Below are 22,272 nucleotides of genomic sequence, written 5' to 3' on the forward strand. Positions count from 1 at the left end.
CGGGCCATCGCGGGAAGACCGCGATGGCCCGTTTTTCATGTGCGCCTAGAATACGCAGATACCGTCCGCGGCATGCTTCGCCCGATCTCCCCATGAACGACGATCAACTCCTCCGCTACTCCCGCCACATCCTCGTCGACGAAATCGGCATCGACGCGCAGCAGCGCTTTCTCGACGCGCACGCGATCGTCGTCGGCGCGGGCGGCCTCGGCTCGCCCGCCGCGATGTACCTCGCGGCATCGGGAGTCGGCACGATCACGCTCGTCGACGCCGATACGGTCGACCTCACGAACCTGCAGCGGCAGATCCTGCACGTGACGTCGTCGGTCGGCCGCAGCAAGGTCGAATCGGGGCGCGACGCGCTCGCGCAACTGAACCCCGACGTGAAGGTGAACGCGGTCGCGGAGCGCGTCGACGACGCGTGGCTCGACGCGCACGTGCCGGCCGCGACCGTCGTGCTCGACTGCACCGACAACTTCGCGACGCGGCACGCGATCAACCGCGCGTGCGTCGCGCACGGCGTGCCGCTCGTGTCGGGCGCCGCGCTGCGCTTCGACGGACAGATCAGCACGTTCGATTTCCGCGATGCAACTGCACCCTGCTATGCGTGCGTGTTTCCGGAAGACCAGCCGTTCGAGGAAGTCGCGTGCGCGACGATGGGCGTGTTCGCGCCGACGGTCGGGATCATCGGCGCGATGCAGGCCGCCGAAGCGCTGCGCGTGATCGGCGAAATCGGCACGACGCTCAACGGGCGGCTGATGATGCTCGATTCGCTGCGGATGGAATGGACGACGATGAAAATCGCGCGCCAGGCCGACTGCCCCGTCTGCGGGGGCCGGCACTGACGCGCGTCGGATGCATGCGCCGGCCGGCGCATGCACGACACTTCACGGCAGTTAGCGGCGCCGCGGGCGCCTGAGCGGCATAAGCGACCTAAGCGGCCGCATCCGCGCGCGGCTCGGCGACCGACAGCCGCTTCAGCGCCGCCTGCACTTCCTCCGGCTCGAATGCGGCAAGCACGTCGGCCGTCGGTTTCTCGAGCGCCTTCAGGTGCGCGCGCAGGATCTCCTGCTTCACGACGAGCAGCTGGCTCGGGTGCATCGAGAACTCGGTGAGCCCCATCCCGAGCAACAGGCGCGTGAGCGCCGGATCGCCCGCCATCTCGCCGCACACCGACACGGACACGCCCGCGCGCTTCGCTTCGCGCAACGTATAGGAGATCAGGTGCAGCACGGCCGGATGCAGCGGGTCGTACAGGTGCGCGACCGCGTTGTCCGCGCGATCGATCGCGAGCGTGTACTGGATCAGGTCGTTCGTGCCGATCGACAGGAAATCGAACCGCTTCAGGAACAGCGGCAGCGCGATCGCCGCGGCCGGAATCTCGATCATCGCGCCGATGCGCACGTTCGGATCGTATGCGAGCCCCGCGTCGTCGAGCTGGCGCTTCGCCTCGCGGATCAGGTCGAGCGTCTGGTCGATCTCCTGCGCGTGCGCGAGCATCGGGATCAGGATCTTTACCTGGCCGAACGCGGACGCGCGCAGGATCGCGCGCAACTGCGTGAGGAACATCTGCGGCTCGGACAGGCTCCAGCGGATCGCGCGCAGGCCGAGCGCCGGGTTCGGCGCCGTCTCGTAGCCCTCGTCGAGCGCCTCGAGCGGCTTGTCCGCGCCGACGTCGATCGTGCGGATCGTCACCGGCATGCCCTTCATCCACTCGACGGCCCGCTTGTATGCGGCGAACTGCTCCTCCTCTTCCGGCATCTCCTTCTGATGCATGAACAGGAACTCGGAGCGGAACAGGCCGACGCCGACCGCGCCGGCGTCGACGGCCGCCTTCGCATCGTCGGGCAGCTCGATGTTCGCGTACAGGTCGATCTTGGTGCCGCACAACGTTTGCGTCGGCGAGAATTTCAGGCGCTGCAGCTTGCGTTGCTCGAGCAGCTTCTCGGACTGGCGGTACGAGTATTCCTCGAGGACGATCGGCGCCGGATCGACGATCACGATGCCCTGGTCGCCGTCGACGATGATCAGGTCGTCCTGGCGGATCAGCGCGCTCGCGTGCTGCACGCCGACCGCGGCCGGAATGCCGAGGCTGCGCGCGACGATCGCCGTGTGCGACGTGCGGCCGCCGAGGTCGGTGACGAACGCCTGGAACGACTGCGTCTTGAACTGCATCATGTCGGCCGGCGCGATGTCGTGCGCGACGACGATCATCTCGTTGGTGCCGTTCGCGGCCGCGCGGTCGAGCGCCTGCGACGCGGACGGCGCACCGGCGAGCGCCTTCAGCACGCGCTCGACCACCTGCTCGATGTCGGCCTTGCGCTCGCGCAGGTATTCGTCCTCGATGTCGTCGAAGTGGCGCGTGAGCAGCTCGAGCTGCTCGGTCAGCGCCCACTCGACGTTGTAGCGGCGTGTGCGGATCAGGTCGATGGTTTCCTGCACGAGCATCGCGTCGCTCAGGATCATCATGTGGACGTCGATGAATGCGCCCACTTCGCTCGGCGTGTCGTCGGTCAGGTCGGCGCGCAGCGCTTCGAGTTCGTGATGCACGACGTCGAGCGCCGTGCGGAAACGCTCGACTTCGGCATCGATCTGGTTCGCCTCGATCAGGTAATGGGCGACGTCGAGCGCCGCCGGCGCGATCAAATACGCTCGCCCGATCGCGATACCTCGTGAGACGGGAATGCCTTGCAGCGTGAAGGACACGCGCACCTCCTCTGTACAAGTAAAGCCGCGGCACACTGCTGCGATGCGCTTATGACCCCGGTTAGCGATTATAAATTCCGCGACTCCCTGTTGACTGCATGCAGCGCAACATTGCGCATTCCGCATCAATGCTTTCGACGAAAAAAATGCCGCGAAATCCGCGGCATTCTGGCTGGAAACGGCAACGATCCCGCGCGACGATCACTGGCCTTCGCCGAACTTGTCGGCGATCAGCTTCAGCAGCGCGTCCATCGCTTCCCGCTCGTCGGGCCCTTCGGTCTCGATCGTCACGGTGCTGCCGATGCCCGCCGCCAGCATCATCACGCCCATGATGCTCTTCGCATTGATCTTGCGCCCGTTGCGTGTCATCCAGACTTCCGACTGGAAGTTGCCGGCCAGTTGCGTAAGCTTGGCCGATGCGCGCGCATGGAGCCCCAATTTATTGACGATAGTGGTTTCTTGTTGAAGCATGATTCTCGGTCGGGTCGGTCGGAGCCGCCGGCGGTGCGCGTCGGCGGTGCTGTCTAAAACGAAAAACGCAGTGATCAGTGCGATTCGGTGCGCGGCTGCGGTTCGGGCGGAATCGGCGCGCACTGGCCGCAGCCGGCTTCCGTCGGCGGCGGCGGCGTGCCGGCCGCCACTTCGTGGACGCCCTTCGCGCCGCCGGACAGCGCCTTGTCGACGAGCTTGTCGAGCGGCACGGTGCGATAGCAGACGGCCCGCACGAGCATCGGCAGGTTCACGCCCGCCAGCACGCGCACGTTGTCGATCTTCGCGAGCTGGCCCGCGATGTTCGCGGGCGTCGCGCCGTACATGTCGGTCAGCACGACCACGCCGTTCTCTTCCTTGAGCCGCGCGAGTTCCGCGTGCGCGAACGCCATCACCTGGGTCGGATCGCTGTCCGCCATCACGTCGATACAGCCGATGCGCGCGGGCACGCCGCCGTAGATGTGCGCGATGCAGTCCCGCAGCGCGGTGGCGAGCGGTGCGTGCGCGATGATCAGGATCCCGGCCATGTCAGATCGCTCCCGGCCGCCCCTGGCGGGCCGATACCCCGCGGCGGGGCAAAAAGCGTAGCGAGTGTGGGAAGCGTTTCATGTTCAGCCTTGCAACAGTGTCGGCCCGACCGCCGGGCCTTCGGTGCGCCGATCTCGGCACCGGGCAAGCGGGCATTGTAGCAGGCCGGTCAAGCTGCTCCGGCGACGGGGGACCTGCGCGGGCCGCCGCCGGGGTTGCGCGGGAAAACGGCCTACGCGGCCGCGCGCTCCAGCGCGTCGATGAACATCGCGGCGACGTCGAAGCCGGTCTGCTCCATGATCTCGCGGAAGCACGTCGGACTCGTGACGTTCACCTCGGTCAGCCAGTCGCCGATCGCATCGAGGCCGACCAGCAGCAGCCCGCGCGACGCGAGCACGGGCCCGAGCGTCCCGGCGATCTCGCGATCGCGGGCAGTCAGCGGCTGCGCGACGCCGAGCCCGCCCGCGGCGAGATTGCCGCGCACCTCGCTGCCCTGCGGAATCCGCGCGAGCGAATACGGCACGGGCTCGCCCGCGATCAGCAGGATCCGCTTGTCGCCGGCCTTGATCTCGGGAATGAACTTCTGAATCATCAGCGAGCGCGTGCCGTCGTGGCCGAGCATCTCGATGATCGCGCCGAGATTCATCCCGTCGGCCTTCACGCGGAACACGCCCATCCCGCCCATGCCGTCGAGCGGCTTCACGATCACGTCGCCGTGCTCGGCGTGGAACGCGCGCAACCGCGCGGCATCGCGCGTGACCAGCGTCGGCGCGACGAATTGCGGAAACTCGCCGATCGCCAGCTTCTCCGAATGGTCGCGGATCGACTGCGGCTTGTTGAACACCCGCGCGCCCGCGCGCTCGGCCAGTTCGAGCATCCACGTGGCCGTCACGTACTCCATGTCGAACGGCGGATCCTTGCGCATCAGCACCGCGCCGAACGACGTCATTTGACGGGATTCATGCGCGGCCGCCTCGTACCACGGATGACGATGCAGGTCGGCCGTATCGCCGACGATCGTCACGCGCTGCACGTCCGCCTCGACGCCCGACCCGGTCCACGCAAGCTGGTGCGGCTCGCACGTGTAGATCACGTGCCCGCGCCGCGCGGCCTCCGCCATCATCGCGTAGGTCGAATCCTTGTAGATCTTGAAGCGCTCGAGCGGGTCGGCGATAAAAAGAATGTCCATGCGGGTCCTGTACGTAGCGAAGGTCCGTTACACCTGGATGGCTTCGGGATCGGTCTTTTCCAGTTCGATCGACGACGCGATCAGCGACAGCCGCGCGACGACGCCGTACATGTAGAAACGGTTAGGCGGCGCGGCGCCCGGCTTGGCGCCGGCATCCGGCAGCGCGGTGTGCTCGAAGCCGAGCGGCACGTAGTGCATGCCGGGCGCGTTCAGGTTCTGGTCGCGCTCGCGGCCGCCGTGCGTGCGGTAGAAGCCGCCGACCACATAGCGGTCGATCATGTATACGACGGGCTCGGCCACTTCGTCGCCGACGCGCTCGAACGTATAGACGCCTTCCTGCACGATCACGTCGCGCACCGCGAGGCCGGCCTTCGACTCGGCCATCTGCGCGCGCTCGGCCTTCGACATGCGGCCGATCTCGGCCGCGTCGTGCACGGTCATCACGCCGCGCCCCGCCGTGCCCGCGTCGGCCTTCACGACGACGTACGGCTTTTCGCTGATCCCGTATTCGCGGTACTTGCGCGCGATCTTCTTCAGCACGCCGTCGATCGCGTCGGCGAGCGCCTGCTCGCCTTCATGCGCCTGCCAGTCGACACCCTCGACGTGCGCGAAATACGGATTCACCATCCACGGATCGACGCCGACCATCTTCGCGAACTTCTTCGCGACGTCGTCGTAGCACGAGAAGTGCGTCGACTTGCGGCGCACGGCCCAGCCCGCGTGCAGCGGCGGCAGCAGGTACTGCTCGTGCAGGTTTTCCAGCACGGCCGGGATACCGGCCGACAGGTCGTTGTTCAGCAGGATCGAGCACGGATCGAAATTCTTCAGGCCGAGGCGGCGCTGCGAACGCTCGAGCGGTTCGAGCACGATCTTCTGCCCGTCGGCCAGCGTGATCGGCGTCATGTCGGTGATGCTCGGGTCGAGCGAGCCGAAGCGCACGTTCAGGCCGGCCTGGCGCATGATCGTCGCGAGCCGCGCGACGTTTTCCAGGTAGAACGCGTTGCGGGTCGGCAGCTCGGGGATCACGAGCAGGTTCTTCGCGTCCGGGCAGATCTTCTCGATCGCGGCCATCGCGGCCTGCACGGCGAGCGGCAGCACTTCGGACGGCAGATTGTTGAACGCGCCGGGGAACAGGTTCGCGTCGACGGGCGCCAGCTTGAAGCCGGCGTTGCGCAGGTCCACCGAACAATAGAACGGCGGGGTATGTTCCTGCCATTCGAGCCTGAACCAGCGTTCGATCGCAGGCGTCGCGTCGAGGATCTTCCGCTCGAGTTCGAGCAGTGGACCGTTCAACGCGGTAACGAGGTGGGGAACCATGAATCACTCGCGAGCGGGAGAATGAAGATTGTAGAGCAATTGCCCTGTCCATTTGGGGATTGTTCCCGGCTTCGCAAGGGTTTGGAGGAAGTTTTCGGCTATTGACCCGATAGCGCGAAGGGTTATGCGCTACGGCAGCACGCGGCAGGAGAAAAAAAGCCCGCCGGGTGGGCGGGCCGAAGTCGCTGCGCTCATTCGTGGCGGGCGCCGTCTCCGCGGCGGCCCGCCGTGCATCCTTATGACTTATTCGACATGCTCGCCGTGCAGGATCACGTCGAGGCCTTCGCGCTCTTCCTCTTCGGACACGCGCAAGCCCATCGTCAGGTCGATCAGCTTCAGCAGCACGAAGCTCAGCACGCCGCTGTAGACCAGCGTGATCAGCACGCCCTTCGCCTGCAGCAGCAGGCTGCCGTCGAAGCCGCCGATGTCCTTGACCGCGAACACGCCCGTCAGCAGCGCGCCGAGAATCCCGCCCACGCCGTGCACGCCGAACGCGTCGAGCGAATCGTCGTAGCCGAGCTTCGACTTGAGCCACGTGGCCGACCAGAAGCAGATCACGCCTGCCGCGATGCCGATCACGAGCGCACCGGCGACGCCGACGAAGCCGGCAGCCGGCGTGATCGCCACGAGACCCGCGACCGCGCCCGACACGATACCGAGCACCGACGGCTTGCCCTTCGCGATCCATTCGGCAAACATCCAGCCGAGCGCCGCGCAGGCCGTCGCCACTTGCGTGGTCAGCATCGCGAAGCCGGCACGGCCATCAGCCGCGACCGCCGAGCCCGCGTTGAAGCCGAACCAGCCGACCCACAGCATCGAGCCGCCGATCATCGTCAGCACGAGGTTGTGCGGCGCCATCGATTCGCGACCGTAGCCGACGCGCTTGCCGAGCACCAGGCACGACACGAGGCCCGCGATACCGGCGTTGATGTGCACCACCGTGCCGCCCGCGAAGTCGAGCACGCCGTCGGCCGACAGCCAGCCGGTCGGCTCCCACACCATGTGCGCGATCGGCACATAGACGATCAGCGACCAGAGCGTCATGAACACGAGCATCGCCGAGAACTTCATCCGGTCGGCGAACGCACCGCAGATCAGCGCCGGCGTGATGATCGCGAACGTCATCTGGTAGACGAAGTAGACCGATTCCGGAATCGTCGTCGCCAGGTGGCTGACGGTCAGCGTCGTCGCCTTGTCGCCCTTGATGTAGTTCATCCCGTGCAGGAACACGCGCGACAGGCCGCCGATGAAACCGTTGCCCGGCGTGAACGCGAGGCTGTAGCCGACCACCGTCCACAGCACCGTGATCACCGCGGTGATCGCGAAGCTCTGCATCACGGTCGCGAGCACGTTCTTCTTGCGGACCATGCCCGCGTAGAACAGCGCGAGGCCGGGGATCGTCATGAACAGCACGAGCGCGGTGGAGGTCAGCATCCACGCGGTGTCGCCGGCGCTGATCTTCGACGAATCGACGGAGAACGGCGCGGTCGGCGCGGCGGGTGCGGCCGGCGCGGACGCAGCGGCGGCGGCCGATGCGTCGGCGGCGCCCGAAGCCGGTGCGGCGGCGGCCGCTGCAGCGGATGCGTCAGGCGCGGCGCTTGCCGTCGCGGCGGGTGCCGCGGCAGCCGATGCGTCGGAAGCCGTTGCGGCGGGCGCGGACGCAGCCGCGGCGGACGCCGCGTCGTCGGCGAGCGCGGGGCCGACGCCGGCCGCGATCAGCGAGCCGGCCATCAGCAGGGACATCAGAAGTTTGCGCATCTTGGGTTTCCTCTTGTCGCTTGTCTTGTCTGTTCTGTTACAGCGCGTCAGCGCCCGTCTCCCCGGTGCGAATCCGGATCACTTGTTCGATCGGCGTCACGAAGATCTTGCCGTCGCCGATCTTGCCGGTGCGCGCGGCCCGCTCGATCGCCTCGACCGCCTGGTCGACGAGATCGTCGGACACGGCCGCCTCGATCTTCATCTTCGGCAGGAAATCGACCACGTATTCGGCGCCGCGATACAGCTCGGTATGCCCTTTCTGGCGCCCGAACCCTTTTACCTCCGTCACCGTGATACCCGAGACGCCGAGCGCCGACAGCGCTTCGCGCGTCTCATCGAGCTTGAACGGCTTGATGATTGCGGTAATGAGTTTCATGAAGTCCTCTCGCTGGGTTGTCCCGTCGAATTGGTTGGAATGTTGTAACGGACTCTTCTCAGCAACTCGCATGCCATGTTCGTCCGAGCGCCGTCTCGAAGGGCTCAGTAACGGGGTCGCATCCTGTGATGTAAGGTGCGGAAGCCCGGCCGAATGGCCAACATGGCCCGGTTTGCTGGCGCGGCGAAAGGATCGTTGCTAGAGTGCACGCACGTCCCGGCTCGCCGGGACATTCACCCATGCGGGCGCCATGCCCGGATTTCGCGCTCCGGGCGCACCATTTCCGGTCATGCGTGCATCATGGGCACGTACGCAACTGAAGATGCACAATTTTTGTGCAAGGAAGGGGAATCACATGAAGCAACCCAGCGACGTTTTCCACGATCTGCAGTCGCGCGTCAGCGACCTGCTGAAAAACTCGCCGGCCAAGGACGTCGAGCGCAACGTGAAGGCCATGCTGTCGCAAGGCTTCTCGAAGCTCGATCTCGTCACGCGCGAGGAATTCGACACGCAGGCGCAGGTGCTCGCCCGCACCCGCGTGCGCCTCGAGGAACTCGAAAAGCGCGTCGCGGAGCTCGAGCAGAAGCTCGCGGCACCGCAGGCCTGACGCCCGCCACCCGACCGCAAGGTCCGGGCGCGGGCCGCCTCGCGCGGCCCGCGCCCGCCGCCCCGAAGCCGTACCGCCGTTCTTCGTAGTCCATCGTTCTTCGCAGCTCCCCGCTCTTCGCTGTTCATCGCTCTTCGCAGTCCGTCGTTCCGCAGTCCCTCGTACTTTCCCCGCGCCACGCCGGCAAGCGCGCACCGATTCCTCCGATTCCCGCGGCATGCGGCCCCGAACGGCCGTCGCCCGTCTGTTTACAGGAGCCTCGCCATGTCGCTCGCCGTGGTGCGCAGTCGCGCGCCCGCATCCGGCCGCGCGCCGGACGTTACCGTCGAAGTCCATCTCGCCAACGGGTTGCCGTCGTTCTCGATCGTCGGCCTGCCCGATCTCGAAGTCCGTGAAAGCCGCGAGCGCGTCCGCGCCGCGCTGCAGAACTGCGGCTTCGAGTTCCCCGTGCGCCGCATCACCGTCAACCTCGCGCCGGCCGATCTGCCGAAGGAGTCGGGCCGGTTCGACCTGCCGATCGCGCTCGGCATTCTCGCCGCGAACGGCCAGATTCCGGCCGACGCGCTGGCCGGCCGCGAATTCGCTGGCGAGCTGTCGCTGACCGGCGCGCTGCGGCCGATGCGCGGCGCGTTCGCGATGGCGTGCGGCGCGGCGCGGGACCGGCGCGCGGGCGAAACCGGATCGGGCCTCGGTTCCGGCCCGGGCCCGGATTCGGTCGCCCTGTCCGGCTCCGCGGCAACGGCGCGTCCGCCCGAGCTGTACCTGCCGCTCGACAGCGCGGCCGAGGCGGCGCTCGTGCCGGGCGTCACGGTATTCGGCGCGCCCGACCTGCCCGCGCTGTGCGCACACCTCGCCGATGCGCCCGACGGGCGACTGATGCCGGTCGCGGCGCCCTGCCTCGACGGCCTGCCGGCGCCGGCCGCGCCCGACCTCGCGGACGTGATAGGCCAGCGCGGCGCCCGGCGCGCGCTGGAAGTCGCCGCCGCGGGCGGTCATCACATGCTGATGGTCGGCCCGCCGGGGGCAGGCAAGTCGATGCTGGCCGCGCGGCTGCCTGGCCTCCTGCCGCCGCTGACCGACGACGAGGCGCTGACGTCGGCCGCGCTCCTTTCCGCGAGCCGCCTCGGCTTCTCGCCCGCGCAATGGCGCCGGCGGCCATTCCGCGCGCCGCATCACTCGTCGAGCGCCGCCGCGCTGGTCGGCGGCCGCAACCCGCCGCAGCCGGGCGAAATCACGCTCGCGCACCTCGGCGTGCTGTTCCTCGACGAACTGCCGGAATTCGACCGGCACGTGCTCGAGATGCTGCGCGAGCCGCTGGAAGCCGGCCGCATCACGATCTCGCGCGCGGCGCAGCAGGCCGACTTCCCGGCCGCGTGCCAGTTGATCGCCGCGATGAACCCGTGCCCGTGCGGCTGGCACGGCGATCCGTCCGGGCGCTGCCGCTGCACGCCGGACGTCGCCGCGCGCTACCTGCGCAAGCTGTCTGGGCCGCTCGTCGACCGCATCGACATCCAGATCGACCTGCCCGCGCTGTCGCCGGCCGAACTCGCGTCGCGCGCGTCGGCGCCCGGCGAACCGAGCGCCGCGGTGGCCGCGCGGGTTGCGCAGGCGCGCGCGCTGCAGCTCGGCCGGCAGGGCAAGACGAATCACATGCTGAGCGGCCGCGAGACCGACGACCTGTGCCGGCCGACCGACGAAGGCGAGCGGCTGCTGCGCGAAGCCGGCGAGCGCTTCGGCTGGTCGGCGCGCGCGTATTTTCGCGTGCTGAAGGTCGCGCGGACGATCGCCGACCTGGCCGGCGACCCGCTGCCGACGGCCGCGCAAATCGCCGAGGCGATCCGCTACCGGCGCGTGCTTACGTCGCTCTGAGCGCCCTCGGAGGACAAAATCCGGCTGTCAAGACTTGACTTATGCACAATTTCGCGAATCTGGCCCCGGATCATGGCTCGCCGGGGCTCGCTCATCGCAAAATTCGTATCCCTTTGTTTTTATTGATATTTCCCCAAACCCGGACGAGCGGCAAAACGGGCCGGAGGGCCGCCCGGTGCGGCTCAGCGGGAAATCCGGCCGACTTTTCAACAAAGTTATCCACATGCGCTGTGGATAGCCGAAAAAACCTCGCAAAATCCGGCGACTAGCGCCGAAAGCTGCGAATGAACTTTCAGTTGTCACGCAGTGTCTGAGCGCCCTCTCCGGCCGTCGTCAGTCGAGTTTGAACGAGCCGAAAAACTGGTCGAACTGCTCCTGGGCGAGCGGCCCGTCGGCGATCACGACAGCCTGGTACGCGTGCCGGCCGCGCGCGGCAAGCCGCGCGACGATCGTCTTGCGGGCGCGATCGCCGCCGGCGGCCGCGCCCGCGATGCGCAGCTCGAGCCCGTTCACCGCGCCGCCGGCCGCCAGCGGCACGGGCACCGAAGCCGTCTGCGGCGTACCTTCGAGATTGCGCGACAGCCCGGCGCGCAGGAACTCGAGCGCCGCGCGGCGCGTGTCGTCGCGGTCGTCGGGCAGCGTCAGCGTGCCGACCGCGAACACCGCGCCGTCGACGTGCGCGGCCTGCATCCGCATCGGCATCGACGTGCCGCCGATCGCAACCGGCTGCTCCTCGACGGTCGGCTTCGCCGGCAGGTCGATCGTGTAGCCGGCGTCGTTGTGGAGCGTGCGCCAGTCGTACGACGGCGAGCACGCGGCCAGCACGGCGCTCGCGCAGGCGAGCGCGGCGAAGTGTCGCAGCGGACGAAACAGGGGGCGCAACGAATCGAAGACTTCCTTCGGCATGGCGTGGATCGGGCAGGCAAAAAGGGCCATTATCCGCCGAACGTGAAAACCGGGATGCGTGGCCGCCGCCGGTGCGCGCACCGCATTCGCGCTAAAATGGGCGCCGAATTTCGACGTCCTTTGCATTGATCCGCGTCATCGACCGACTCCGAGAGCACCGCAGATGAACACCACGCCTCCCGCCCGCCGCAGCGCCGGCCCCGCCCGCTACATCGTCGCGGCCGTCGTCGTCGCGGCCATCGCCGTAGCCGGCTTCTTCGCGTTCAACGGCAAGTCCAGCGCGCCGGACGCGACGTTCACGCTGCTGTCGGGCCAGAAGGTCTCGACCTCCGGCGACCTGAAGGGCAAGGTCTATCTCGTGAACTTCTGGGCGACGAGCTGCGCGACCTGCATGCAGGAAATGCCGCAGATGGTCGATACCTATAACCGCTTCAAGGGTCAGGGGCTGGAATTCGTCGCGGTCGCGATGAACTACGATCCGCCGATGTACGTCGCGAACTATGCGCAGACGCGCCAGTTGCCGTTCAAGGTCGCACTCGACGACGGCAGCGTCGCGAAGCAGTTCGGCAACGTGCAGCTCACGCCGACGACCTTCGTCGTCGACAAAAACGGCAAGATCCTGAAGCGCTACGTCGGCGCCCCGCAGTTCGCGGAACTCGACGCGCTGCTCAAGAAGGCGCTCGACGGCAACGCGGCCTGAGCGCCGCCTGATCCGGATCGAAGGGCCGCGCGCAGCGCCCTTCCCCGCCAACGGACCGCACGACCGGCCAGCCCGGTTCCGCGGTCCGTTTGCTTTTCAGCGCTCGGTTTCGCCTTTCGCCGACAGCCCGTAGCGCTTCATCTTCTCGTACAGCGTCGCCTTGCCGACATGCAGCCGGTCGGCCGTCGCGGCGACCGCGCCGCCGGTCTGATTCAGCGCCTCGGCGATCACCGCGCGCTCGAACTGCTCGATGCGCTCCTTCAGCGTCTGCTCGTTGTCGGCAGCGTCGCCGCCCGCGCCCGTTTCCTGCGGCATGTCGGCCACGCCGAGCACGAAGCGGTCGGCCGCGTTGTGCAGCTCGCGCACGTTGCCGGGCCAGTCGCGCTGCATCAGGCTCGCGCGCTGCCGGTCGGTCAGCACGGGCGCGGGCCGCCCGTAGCGCACGGCCGCATCGAGCATGAAGTGCTCGAACAGCGGCACGATGTCCTCGCGGCGCTCGGCGAGCGGCGGCAGCGCGATCGTCACGACGTTGAGCCGGTACAGCAGGTCGCGCCGGAACGTACCGGCCGCGACGAGTTCGCTCATGTCGCCCTTCGCGGCCGCGACGACGCGGCAGTTCACGCGGATCGGCTGGTTCGAGCCGAGCCGCTCCAGCACGCCGTCCTGCAGCACCCGCAGCAGCTTCACCTGCAGTGCGAGCGGCATGCTTTCGATTTCGTCGAGGAACAGCGTGCCGCCGGACGCGTATTCGAGCTTGCCGACGCGCCGCTTCGCGGCGCCGGTGAACGCGCCGGGCTCGTAGCCGAACATCTCCGACTCGAACATCGGCTCGGGCAGCGCGCCGCAATTCACCGCGATGAACGGCTTGTCGCGGCGCGGCGACAGCTCGTGCAGGCTGCGCGCGATCAGTTCCTTGCCGGCACCGGTGTCGCCGTTGATCAGCACCGACGCATCGGTCGGCGCGACGTTCGCGATCAGCTTGCGCACCTGCTCGATCGCGGGGCTGCGGCCGATGATGCGCGGCGCGACGACGTTCTGCCCGGCCAGCTCGCGCCGCAGCGCATGGTTCTCGAGCACGAGCTCGCGCCGCTCGAGCGCGCGGCGCACCGTCTCGATCAGGCGCTCGGCCGCGAACGGCTTTTCGATGAAGTCGTATGCGCCGTCGCGCATCGCCTGCACGGCCATCGAGATGTCGCCGTGCCCGGTGACGAGGATCACGGGCACGTCGGGCACGCGCTCGCGGCACTGCGCGAGCACGTCGAGCCCGCTTGCGCCGGGCAGCCGGATGTCGCTGACGATCGCGCCCGCGGTGTCCGCGACGATCGCCTTCTCGGCCGCTTCGGCCGACTCGAAGCCGGCGACGTCGAAGCCCGCCAGCTGAAGGCTCTGCACGCTCGCCCGGCGAACGAGCGCATCGTCTTCGATATAGATCACTTGCAGCCGGTTGGCCATCGTACTCACTTGCTCCTGACGGGCCGCGCGGCAGTGTTGCGCGCGCGGCGGCGTTGATGCCGGTCGTTCGCCGACCGGGCCTAGTGCGAGCCCGCCGGCTCGGACACGGAGTCCGGATGATGCGTGCGCGCGCGCCGCAGCGTCAAGACGAACAGCGCGCCGCCCGACGGCGCGTTGCGCGCGGTCAGCGCACCGCCCGCGTCGCTCGCGATCGACGACGAGATCGCGAGGCCGAGCCCGAGCCCGCGCCCCATTTCCTTGGTCGTGAAGAACGGCTCGAACAGGCGCGGCAACAGGTCGGGCGCGATGCCGGGGCCGTTGTCGCGCACCTCGACCGCGAGCGTCGCGGCCGACACCACGATCGTCACTTCGATCGCGGGCGCCGCGATGCCCGCGACCGCGTCGAGTGCGTTGCCGAGCAGGTTGATCAGCACCTGCTCGAGGCGCAGGTCCTCGCAACGTGCGACAAGCTCGGGGTAGTCGCGCGCCAGATCGAGCGGCACGCCGTGCGCGGGCGATACGGTCGCGTCCTGCAGCGTCAGCGTGAGTGCGACGCCGCGCAGGCGATCGCCGAGCAGCGACAGTACGCTGCGCAGCGCACGCACGACGAGCGCCCGCTCGTTGCGCGGCTTCGCACGGCCGACGAACAGCTTCAACTGGTTCGTGATCTTGCCCATCCGCTCGGTGAGCGCGGCGATCGCCTCGAGGTTCTCGCGCGCGGCCGCCTGCTCGCCGCGATCGAGCAGCACGCGCGTGTTGTCCGAGAAGCTGCGCAGCGCCGCGAGCGGCTGGTTCAGTTCATGCGTGATGCCGGCCGCCATCTGGCCGAGCGCGGCCAGCTTGCTCGCCTGGATCAGTTCGTCGTGCGCGGCGCGCAGCTCCTGCTCCGCGCGGATCCGGTCGCCGACTTCCTTCTGCAACTGCTCGTTCGCTTCCGACAGGTCGGCCGTGCGTTCCTCGACGCGCCGGTTCAGCTCCGCGTACGCCTGCTGCAGCAGCGCGCGGCCGCGGATCATTTCGCGCACGCGCGCGCGGCGCATCCGCCAGTAGAACGCGAGCAGCGCGACCGACACGAAACCGAAGCCCGTGACGATCGTCGCGTTGCGCGCATCGGCGTCGATCGGCGCGATCGGTGCGAGCGTGACGAGCAGCCAGTCGGGCTCGCCGATCCGGCGCTTGCTGGCCAGGAAACGCGGCGCGCGCAGGCCCGCGCCCAGGCGCACGATCTCCGCATCGGCGCCGAGCGTCTGCTCGATGCGCAGCGGCAGCGGTGTGACGGGCTGCTGCGCGTACTGGCGCGTCTCGTAGATCGACGCGGCGACGGGCCCCGTCAACGGCCGCAGCGTGTGGTATTTCCACGCGGGCACCGACGACAGGAACACGACGCCGTGATCGTCCGCGACGACGAGCGGCTCGGACGCGTCAGCGCCCTGGAACCATTCGAGATTGAGCTTCACGACCACGACGCCCGCGATCTTGCCGTCGCGCCATACGGGCTGCGAGATGTAGTAGCCGGGATCGCGCGAGATCGTGCCGATCCCGAAGAAGCGGCCGACCCGGCCGTTCATCGCGTCGAGGAAGTAGGGGCGGAAACGGTATTCGATCCCGACGAAGCTGTCGGGCGCGCGCCAGTTGCTGGCGGCGACGCACAGGCCGTCCGCGCCGATCACGTAGGTGACGGTCGCGTGCGCGTGTTCGTTGAGATCTTCGAGATAGCGGTTGACGCGTGCGGTGTAGTCGCCGCGCTTCGGCTCGGCGAGCAGGTCCTGCACATACGGATGGCTGCCGAGCAGATAGGGCAGCGATTCGTAGCGGTCGAGCGTGCTCTTGAGCGCGTTGGTGGTGCGGTCGACGCGCACCGCGGCGTTGCGCTGCAGCTCGGCGACGCCGCGTTGCCAGGTAATCGTCCACGTCAGCGCGCACGCCGCGACGAGCGCGGCGGCAAGCACGACGAGGATGAGCAGGCGGCGCTTCACGGTCGAGGCTTCCTGGCGATGCGGATCGCCTATTGTGTCATAGGCCTCCCTGTCAACGCCTCGGCCGCCGCGTGCCGCGCCGCCGGCGGGCGGTGCCGCCGCCTGCTCCTTCACGACGTCAGACGCCGGCCGTCTCGGTCGCCGAGACTTCGCCGCCGCCCTTCAGCGCCTGGCGCAGCTTGTTGCGGTCGAGCTCCTTCTCCCAGGCGGACACGACGACCGTCGCGACGCCGTTGCCGACGATGTTGGTCAGCGCGCGGCATTCGCTCATGAAGCGGTCGATGCCGAGGATCAGCACCATGCCCGACAGCGGGATCGTCGGCACGACGGCCAGCGTCGCGGCGAGCGTGATGAAGCCCGCGCCCGTCACGCCGCTCGCGCCCTTCGACGTCAGCATCGCAACCGCCAGCAGCGTGAGCTGCTGCATCCACGTCAGTTCGATGTTGGTCGCCTGCGCGATGAACAGCACGGCCATCGTCATGTAGATGTTGGTGCCGTCGAGGTTGAACGAATAGCCGGTCGGCACGACGAGGCCGACGACCGAACGCGAGCAGCCGGCCTTCTCGAGCTTTTCCATCAACTGCGGCAGCGCGGCTTCCGACGAGCTCGTGCCGAGCACGATCAGCAGCTCTTCCTTGATGTAGGACACGAAGCGGATGATCGAGAAGCCCGTGAAGCGCGCGATCGCGCCGAGCACGACGAGCACGAACACGACCGACGTCAGGTAGAACGTGCCGATCAGCTTGAGCAGCGGCACCAGCGAGCCGACGCCGTACTTGCCGATCGTGAACGCCATCGCGCCGAACGCGCCGATCGGTGCCAGCTTCGTGACGATGTGCACGATGCCGAACAGCACGCGCGTGAGCCCGTCGATGAAATCGGTGACGACCTTGCCGCGCTCGCCGAGGTGCGCGAGCACGCTGCCGAACAGCAGCGCGATCAGCAGGATCTGCAGGATTTCGCCCTGCGCGAACGCATCGACCATCGTGTTCGGGATGATGTGCATCAGGAAGTCGACCGTCGACTGCCCGTGCGCCTTCGCCGCGTACGACGCGACGGCCTTGCCGTCGAGCGTCGCCGGGTCGATGTTGAAGCCGACGCCCGGACGCAGGATGTGCGTGGCCGCGAGGCCGAGCAGCAGCGCGAAGGTCGACACGACCTCGAAGTACAGCAGCGCCTTGCCGCCGACGCGGCCGACCTTCTTCATGTCCTCCATGCCGGCGATGCCGGTGACGACCGTACAGAAGATGATCGGACCGATCACCATCTTGATCAGCTTGATGAACCCGTCGCCGAGCGGTTTCATGTCGGTGGCGAGCGCCGGGTAGTAGTGGCCGAGGATCACGCCGACGATGATGGCGAAGATCACCTGCACATAGAGCACTTTGTAGAAGGGTTTCTTCTTCACGATGGTTCCTGCTGAAGTAGATGAGCCGGTGGATACGGCGTCACGCGCGCAGGCGAATGTCAGGGGAAGAGCATTCGCCCGCGCGGCTGCCGTGCCGCAACAAGCGATGCCTCACGACATCCGGAGGGGGAGGAAGGCAGTGGTCATCGATTGTCTCCTGTCGACCCGAGTTAGCGCTTCAGCGCTTACTTGGGTCCCATGCAACGCTTGGTTTAATAGTCAGGCCGAGTGGGCGGCCGTGCGTTTTATATCGCAAGGTCGATGCCAGGTTTCCGTAACCCCTCAAACCATTGTTTTCATTGTATTTCTCATAATGCGGCAGGCAAGGAAATCCGGGATTCCGGATTTCCGGAAAATATCCGTCCGGCGATCCGGACGGATTGGCACTTTGATCAGACGAATCAGTGCTGCACGGCCTCGCCGGCCAGCAGGCCGGTTTGCGCGTAGAACTCCTGCTGCGCGAACGCGTCGCGCTCGCGCTGCGCGCGCTCGCCGCGATCCGCGAGCGAGCCGACGACGATCCCGATGAACGCGAGCGGCACCGACACGAGCGCCGGGTTGTCGAGGAACACCGGCGCGTGCGCGTGGTGCAGCACGTCGACCCACACCGACTTCGACAGCACCGTGAGCACCACCGCCGACGCGAGGCCGAGGCCGCCGCCGAGCACCGCGCCGCGCGTCGTCATCCCGCGCCAGAAGATCGACATCGCGAGCACCGGGAAATTCGCGCTCGCGGCCACCGCCGCGACGAGCCCGACCATGAACGCGACGTTCACGTGCTCGAACAGGATCGACAGCCCGATCGCGACGGCCGACAGCACGATCGTCGCCGCGCGCGAGATGCGCATCTCCAGGCGCTCGTCGGGCTTGCCGCGCGCCCACATCTGCGCATACAGGTCGTGCGAGATCGTCGTCGCGCCGGCGAGCGTCAGGCCCGCGACCACCGCGAGGATCGTCGCGAACGTGACGGCCGCGATGAAGCCGTAGAACCAGTTCCCGCCGACCGCCTGCGCGAGCTTCACCGCGACCATGTTCGAGCCGCCGAGCAGGTCGTGCGTGAGGTTGAACGTGCCGTTCGCGCCGAGCTTGAAGAACTCGGGATGCTGCGCGAGCAGCACGATCGCCGAGAAGCCGATCACGAAGGTCAGCAGGTAGAAGTAGCCGATGAAGCCGGTCGCGTAGAGCACCGACTTGCGCGCCTCCTTCGCGTTCGGCACCGTGAAGAAGCGCATCAGGATGTGCGGGAAGCCGGCCGTGCCGAACATCAGCGCGATGCCGAGCGACAGCGCGTTGGCCGGATCGCGGATCAGTTTGCCGGGCCCCATGATGCCGAGCGCGCCCGGATGCACGGCCACCGCGCGGCGGAACATCTCGTCGACGCTGAAGCCGAATTCGCCGAGCGCGAGCAACACGAGCAGCGTCGCGCCGCACAGCAGCAGCACGGCCTTGATCACCTGCACCCAGGTGGTCGCGGTCATCCCGCCGAAGAACACGTAGACGACCATCAGCACGCCGACGATCAGCTCCGCCGTGCCGTACGACAGCCCGAACAGCAGCTGGATCAGCTTGCCCGCGCCGACCATCTGCACGACGAGGTACAGCACGACGATCGTCAGCGCGTTCGCGGAGGTCAGCAGCCGGATCGGCCGCTGCGCGAAGCGGTACGCGACGACGTCGACGAACGTGAACTTGCCGAGGTTGCGCAGCGGCTCGGCGATCAGGAACATCACGAACGGCCAGCCGACCAGAAAGCCGATCGAGTAGATGAGCCCGTCGAAGCCGAACATGAACACCATGCCGGACAGCCCGAGGAACGACGCGGCCGACATGTAGTCGCCCGCGATCGCGAGGCCGTTCTGCAGCCCGGTGATGCCGCCGCCGGCCGTGTAGAAGTCGCGTGTCGATCGCGTGCGGCGCGCGGCCCAGCGCGTGAGCGCGAGCGTCGCGAACACGAACGCGAAGAACATCCCGATCGCGACCGGGTTCAGCTCGACCTTGTCGGGCATCGGGCCCGCGACCGATACCGCATGGGCGGCGGAGGAAACGAGAATGGCAAGCGCGCCGAGCGCGATCGATGTGCGTCGCATGTCGGCCTCCGTCAGGAACGCTGCAGGATCGCGTCGACCCGGCGGTCGAACGCACGATTCGCGCGCAGCACGTAGCACGCGGTCAGGCCGATCGCGACCAGGATGATCGCGACGCCCGCGGCGATCCCGACCGTCGTCGTCGCGCCGCGATACAGCGGCGCCGCGAGCACGTGCGGCGCGAGCGCGACGAGCAGGATGAAGCCGTAGTAGGTCGCGATCATCAGCGCCGTCAGCGTGAAGCTGAAGCGGCGCCGCGCACGCACGAGTTGCTGGTAGTCGCGGCGCGCCGTGACCGATTCGATGACGGAAAGCTCCATGGTGTCTCCTGTGTCGACCGGAGTTGGCGCTTTGGCGCTTGTTCCGGTCCCATGCTTCGCGGTCGACCGGAATCGGCGCTTCAGCGCCGACTCCAGTCCCCGCAGGGCACCTCGTCGTTTCGCGAGGCTTGTCTTGTAGATGGCCGGCGCGTCAACCGCTCCGCCCGCGCCGCGGCGGAAAAATCGCGTTACACGATGCGATCCGCGCGCAGCCGCGCGACCTCGTCGGTCGACATCCCTAGCCAGCCGCCGAGCACCGCGTCCGTATCCGCACCGAGCACCGGCGGCGCGCCGCGCACCGGCAGCCGCGCGCCGTCGAAGCGGTACGGCGGCGCGAGCACGTCGACACCGCCCGCGACCGGATGCGGCTGCCGCGTGACGAGCCCCGCGCTGGTCGCGCGCTCGGACCTCAGCGCTTCGTGCAACCCAAGCACTTCACCGCACGGAATGCCCGCGTCGGCGAGCGCCGCAAGCAGCGTCGCGCGCGACCGGCGCGCGAGTTCGCGGCGAAGCTCGGGCAGCAGGTCCGCGCGGTTTTCCGAGCGGCCGAGATTGGTCTTGTAGCGCGCGTCAGCCGCGAGGTCGGGCCGCTCGATCACCTCGCAAAAGCGCGCGAACTGCGTGTTGTTGCCGACGGTGATCACGAGCGGGCCGTCGGCCGCGTCGAACACGCCGTACGGCACGATCGACGGATGCGCGTTGCCGTAGCGCGGCGGGTCCTCGCCCATCAGCAGCGCGTCGAGCCCGTAGTACGCGGTGATCATCAGCCCGCAGTCGAACAGCGCCATCTCGATGCGCCGCCCGCGCCCGGTTGCATGACGCTCGTACAGCGCGGCGAGGATCGCCTGCGCCGAATACATGCCGGTGAACAGGTCGACCGCCGCGACGCCGAACTTCAGCGGCGGCTGGCCGGCCTCGCCGTTCAGCGCCATCAGCCCGGCCTCCCCCTGCACGACGAGGTCGTAACCGGGCCGCGCGGCCTCGGCGCCCGAACGGTCGTAGCCGGAAATCGCGCAGTGCACGAGGCGCGGGTTCAGTTCGGCCAGCGCGTCATAGCCGAGGCCGAGCTTTTCCGCGCCGCCGAACTTGAAGTTGTGGACCAGCACGTCGGCCTGCGCGGCCAGCTCGCGCGCGACGCGCTGCCCTTCTTCGGTCTGCAGGTCCACGCAGATCGAACGCTTGCTGCGATTCACGCTGTTGAAATACGTAGTCTCGGTATCGCCGATCCGCAGCCCCCAGTCGCGCGTGTCGTCGCCGCGCGCCGGATGCTCGACCTTGATCACTTCCGCGCCGAAATCGGCGAGCACCATCGCGCACCACGGGCCCGCGAGCACGCGCGAGAAATCGAGCACCTTCACGCCGGCCAGCGGCAATGCGCGCGGTTCGTTCGTCATCCTTGTCTCCTCCATTCGCGCTGCGCGCTTTTACTGTTTGGACAACGCGATGTAGCGCGCGAGATGGTGATCCTCGTCGCCGAGCTGGTGATCGATCATCACGAGGCGCTTCGCGTAATGCGACAGCGGCAGCTCCCACGTCATCCCGATCCCGCCGTGCAACTGGATGCTCTCCTCGGCGACGAGCGTGCCGATCCGGCCGATGCTGTATTTCGCTGCCGCAAGCGCGCGTTCGCGCACCGCGCGCGGCGCATCGAGCTGCGCGGCCGCGTTGATCACGGCCGAGCGCGCCTGCTCGACTTCGAGCAGCAGGTCGGCCATCCGGTGCTGCAGCGCCTGGAAGCTGCCGATCGGCAATCCGAACTGCTTGCGCGTGCGCAGGTAGTCGAGCGTGTGTTCCTTCGCGACGTCCATCGCGCCGAGCGCTTCCGCCGACAGCGCGAGCAGCCCGTAGCCGAGCACGCGTTCGAGCAGCGCCGCGCCCGCTTCGCCGTCGCGCTCGACGTCCGGATCGCCGAGCGCGGCATCGACCGGCAGTGCAACGCGATCGAAGCGCACCTCGGCCGCGCGGCCGCCGTCGATCTTCCGGTAATCGCGCAGCGATACGCCCGGCGCATCGGCCGGCACGACGAACAGGCCGATGCCGGCCGCATCGTCGTCGTGGCCGGACACGCGCGCGCTGACGACGAAGAACGCCGCCTGCGCGGCCTGGTCGACGACGCCCTTCGCGCCCGTCAGCACCCAGCCGTCGCCCGAGCGTTCGGCGCGCGTGCGCACGGTCGTCAGTTCGTAGTGCGAGCCCGGCTCGTCGTGCGCGAACGCGGCGCTCGCGCTGCCGTCGATCAGCGCCGCGAGCTTGTCGCGATGCGCATCGCCGCCGGCGAGCGACAGCGCGCGGCCAGCCAGCAGCGCACCGAGGAACGGCTCGACGACGAGCCCGCGCCCGAGGCATTCGAACACCACCGCGATATCGAAGCCCGCGCCGCCGAAGCCGCCGTCGGCTTCGGGAAACAGCGCGCCGATCGTGCCAAGCTCGGCAAAGCGCTGCCACATCGCGCGATCGAAGCCTTCGGCCGACTGCGCGATGCGATCGCGCACCGGGAACGCGTACTGTTCGGCGATGAAGCGGTTCAACGTGTCCGCCAGCATCCGGCGGTCTTCTGTGTGCTGGAAATCCATCGTCGCGCTCCTCG

19 protein-coding genes are annotated in these 22,272 nt (G+C 68.1%); 4 read left to right on the plus strand and 15 right to left on the minus strand.

The window, feature by feature from the left end; all coding sequences use genetic code 11:
* Window positions 1-92: 92 nt before the first annotated feature.
* Window positions 93-845, plus strand: coding sequence for a HesA/MoeB/ThiF family protein (locus MRS60_RS15245; protein WP_243564936.1), 753 nt, complete (start codon window positions 93-95; stop codon window positions 843-845).
* 88 nt (window positions 846-933) lie between these two features.
* On the opposite strand, the gene ptsP is transcribed toward MRS60_RS15245, so the two are convergent.
* The 7 genes from ptsP to MRS60_RS15280 form a co-directional block, all read right to left on the minus strand.
* Entirely contained in the window at window positions 934-2,706 is a 1,773-nt protein-coding gene (ptsP, locus tag MRS60_RS15250) for a phosphoenolpyruvate--protein phosphotransferase (protein ID WP_072437651.1), read from the minus strand.
* Window positions 2,707-2,907: 201 nt separating this feature from the next.
* Window positions 2,908-3,177: an HPr family phosphocarrier protein gene (locus MRS60_RS15255; RefSeq protein ID WP_006477716.1), complete on the minus strand. Its 270-nt coding sequence runs from the start codon at window positions 3,175-3,177 to the stop codon at window positions 2,908-2,910.
* 74 nt (window positions 3,178-3,251) lie between these two features.
* Window positions 3,252-3,722 (minus strand): PTS sugar transporter subunit IIA, encoded by a 471-nt coding sequence (locus MRS60_RS15260; RefSeq protein ID WP_034179121.1) that lies wholly within the window; start codon window positions 3,720-3,722, stop codon window positions 3,252-3,254.
* 233 nt (window positions 3,723-3,955) lie between these two features.
* Window positions 3,956-4,912 (minus strand): glutathione synthase, encoded by a 957-nt coding sequence (gshB, locus tag MRS60_RS15265; RefSeq protein ID WP_034179122.1) that lies wholly within the window; start codon window positions 4,910-4,912, stop codon window positions 3,956-3,958.
* Window positions 4,913-4,939: 27 nt separating this feature from the next.
* Window positions 4,940-6,229 (minus strand): glutamate--cysteine ligase, encoded by a 1,290-nt coding sequence (gene gshA, locus MRS60_RS15270; protein ID WP_034179123.1) that lies wholly within the window; start codon window positions 6,227-6,229, stop codon window positions 4,940-4,942.
* Between the two features lie 243 nt (window positions 6,230-6,472).
* Window positions 6,473-7,987: an ammonium transporter gene (locus MRS60_RS15275; RefSeq protein ID WP_034179124.1), complete on the minus strand. Its 1,515-nt coding sequence runs from the start codon at window positions 7,985-7,987 to the stop codon at window positions 6,473-6,475.
* Window positions 7,988-8,024: 37 nt separating this feature from the next.
* Window positions 8,025-8,363 carry a P-II family nitrogen regulator gene (locus MRS60_RS15280; protein WP_006398175.1) on the minus strand — a complete coding sequence of 113 codons (339 nt, stop codon included), beginning with the start codon at window positions 8,361-8,363 and terminating at the stop codon, window positions 8,025-8,027.
* A 355-nt stretch (window positions 8,364-8,718) separates the two neighbouring features.
* Here MRS60_RS15280 and MRS60_RS15285 point away from each other — a divergent pair, with 355 nt between their 5' ends.
* Both MRS60_RS15285 and MRS60_RS15290 read left to right on the plus strand, forming a co-directional pair.
* A complete protein-coding gene (locus MRS60_RS15285; RefSeq protein ID WP_034179125.1) occupies window positions 8,719-8,970 on the plus strand; it encodes an accessory factor UbiK family protein in 252 nt (83 codons plus the stop codon).
* A 264-nt stretch (window positions 8,971-9,234) separates the two neighbouring features.
* Window positions 9,235-10,839, plus strand: a complete 1,605-nt coding sequence (locus MRS60_RS15290) for a YifB family Mg chelatase-like AAA ATPase (RefSeq protein WP_105389621.1) — start codon at window positions 9,235-9,237, stop codon at window positions 10,837-10,839.
* A gap of 333 nt (window positions 10,840-11,172) precedes the next feature.
* On the opposite strand, the gene MRS60_RS15295 is transcribed toward MRS60_RS15290, so the two are convergent.
* Window positions 11,173-11,745: a hypothetical protein gene (locus MRS60_RS15295; RefSeq protein ID WP_105389619.1), complete on the minus strand. Its 573-nt coding sequence runs from the start codon at window positions 11,743-11,745 to the stop codon at window positions 11,173-11,175.
* A 163-nt stretch (window positions 11,746-11,908) separates the two neighbouring features.
* Here MRS60_RS15295 and MRS60_RS15300 point away from each other — a divergent pair, with 163 nt between their 5' ends.
* A complete protein-coding gene (locus MRS60_RS15300; RefSeq protein WP_034179128.1) occupies window positions 11,909-12,445 on the plus strand; it encodes a peroxiredoxin family protein in 537 nt (178 codons plus the stop codon).
* Between the two features lie 96 nt (window positions 12,446-12,541).
* On the opposite strand, the gene MRS60_RS15305 is transcribed toward MRS60_RS15300, so the two are convergent.
* The 7 genes from MRS60_RS15305 to MRS60_RS15335 form a co-directional block, all read right to left on the minus strand.
* Window positions 12,542-13,897 carry a sigma-54-dependent transcriptional regulator gene (locus MRS60_RS15305; RefSeq protein ID WP_034179129.1) on the minus strand — a complete coding sequence of 452 codons (1,356 nt, stop codon included), beginning with the start codon at window positions 13,895-13,897 and terminating at the stop codon, window positions 12,542-12,544.
* Between the two features lie 80 nt (window positions 13,898-13,977).
* A complete protein-coding gene (locus MRS60_RS15310; protein WP_243564937.1) occupies window positions 13,978-15,987 on the minus strand; it encodes a sensor histidine kinase in 2,010 nt (669 codons plus the stop codon).
* 4 nt (window positions 15,988-15,991) lie between these two features.
* Entirely contained in the window at window positions 15,992-17,281 is a 1,290-nt protein-coding gene (locus tag MRS60_RS15315) for a dicarboxylate/amino acid:cation symporter (protein WP_034179131.1), read from the minus strand.
* A 401-nt stretch (window positions 17,282-17,682) separates the two neighbouring features.
* The gene (locus MRS60_RS15320) at window positions 17,683-19,368 is read right to left on the minus strand and encodes a cation acetate symporter (RefSeq protein WP_175748958.1); all 1,686 of its coding nucleotides are present in this window, start codon (window positions 19,366-19,368) and stop codon (window positions 17,683-17,685) included.
* 11 nt (window positions 19,369-19,379) lie between these two features.
* Entirely contained in the window at window positions 19,380-19,685 is a 306-nt protein-coding gene (locus tag MRS60_RS15325) for a DUF485 domain-containing protein (RefSeq protein WP_014895931.1), read from the minus strand.
* A 188-nt stretch (window positions 19,686-19,873) separates the two neighbouring features.
* Window positions 19,874-21,079 (minus strand): CaiB/BaiF CoA transferase family protein, encoded by a 1,206-nt coding sequence (locus MRS60_RS15330; RefSeq protein ID WP_034179133.1) that lies wholly within the window; start codon window positions 21,077-21,079, stop codon window positions 19,874-19,876.
* A 30-nt stretch (window positions 21,080-21,109) separates the two neighbouring features.
* Window positions 21,110-22,258 (minus strand): acyl-CoA dehydrogenase family protein, encoded by a 1,149-nt coding sequence (locus MRS60_RS15335; RefSeq protein ID WP_243564938.1) that lies wholly within the window; start codon window positions 22,256-22,258, stop codon window positions 21,110-21,112.
* Window positions 22,259-22,272 lie beyond the last annotated feature (14 nt).

Origin of the sequence: Burkholderia pyrrocinia, from assembly GCF_022809715.1 — a bacterium.
Taxonomy (GTDB): domain Bacteria; phylum Pseudomonadota; class Gammaproteobacteria; order Burkholderiales; family Burkholderiaceae; genus Burkholderia; species Burkholderia pyrrocinia_C.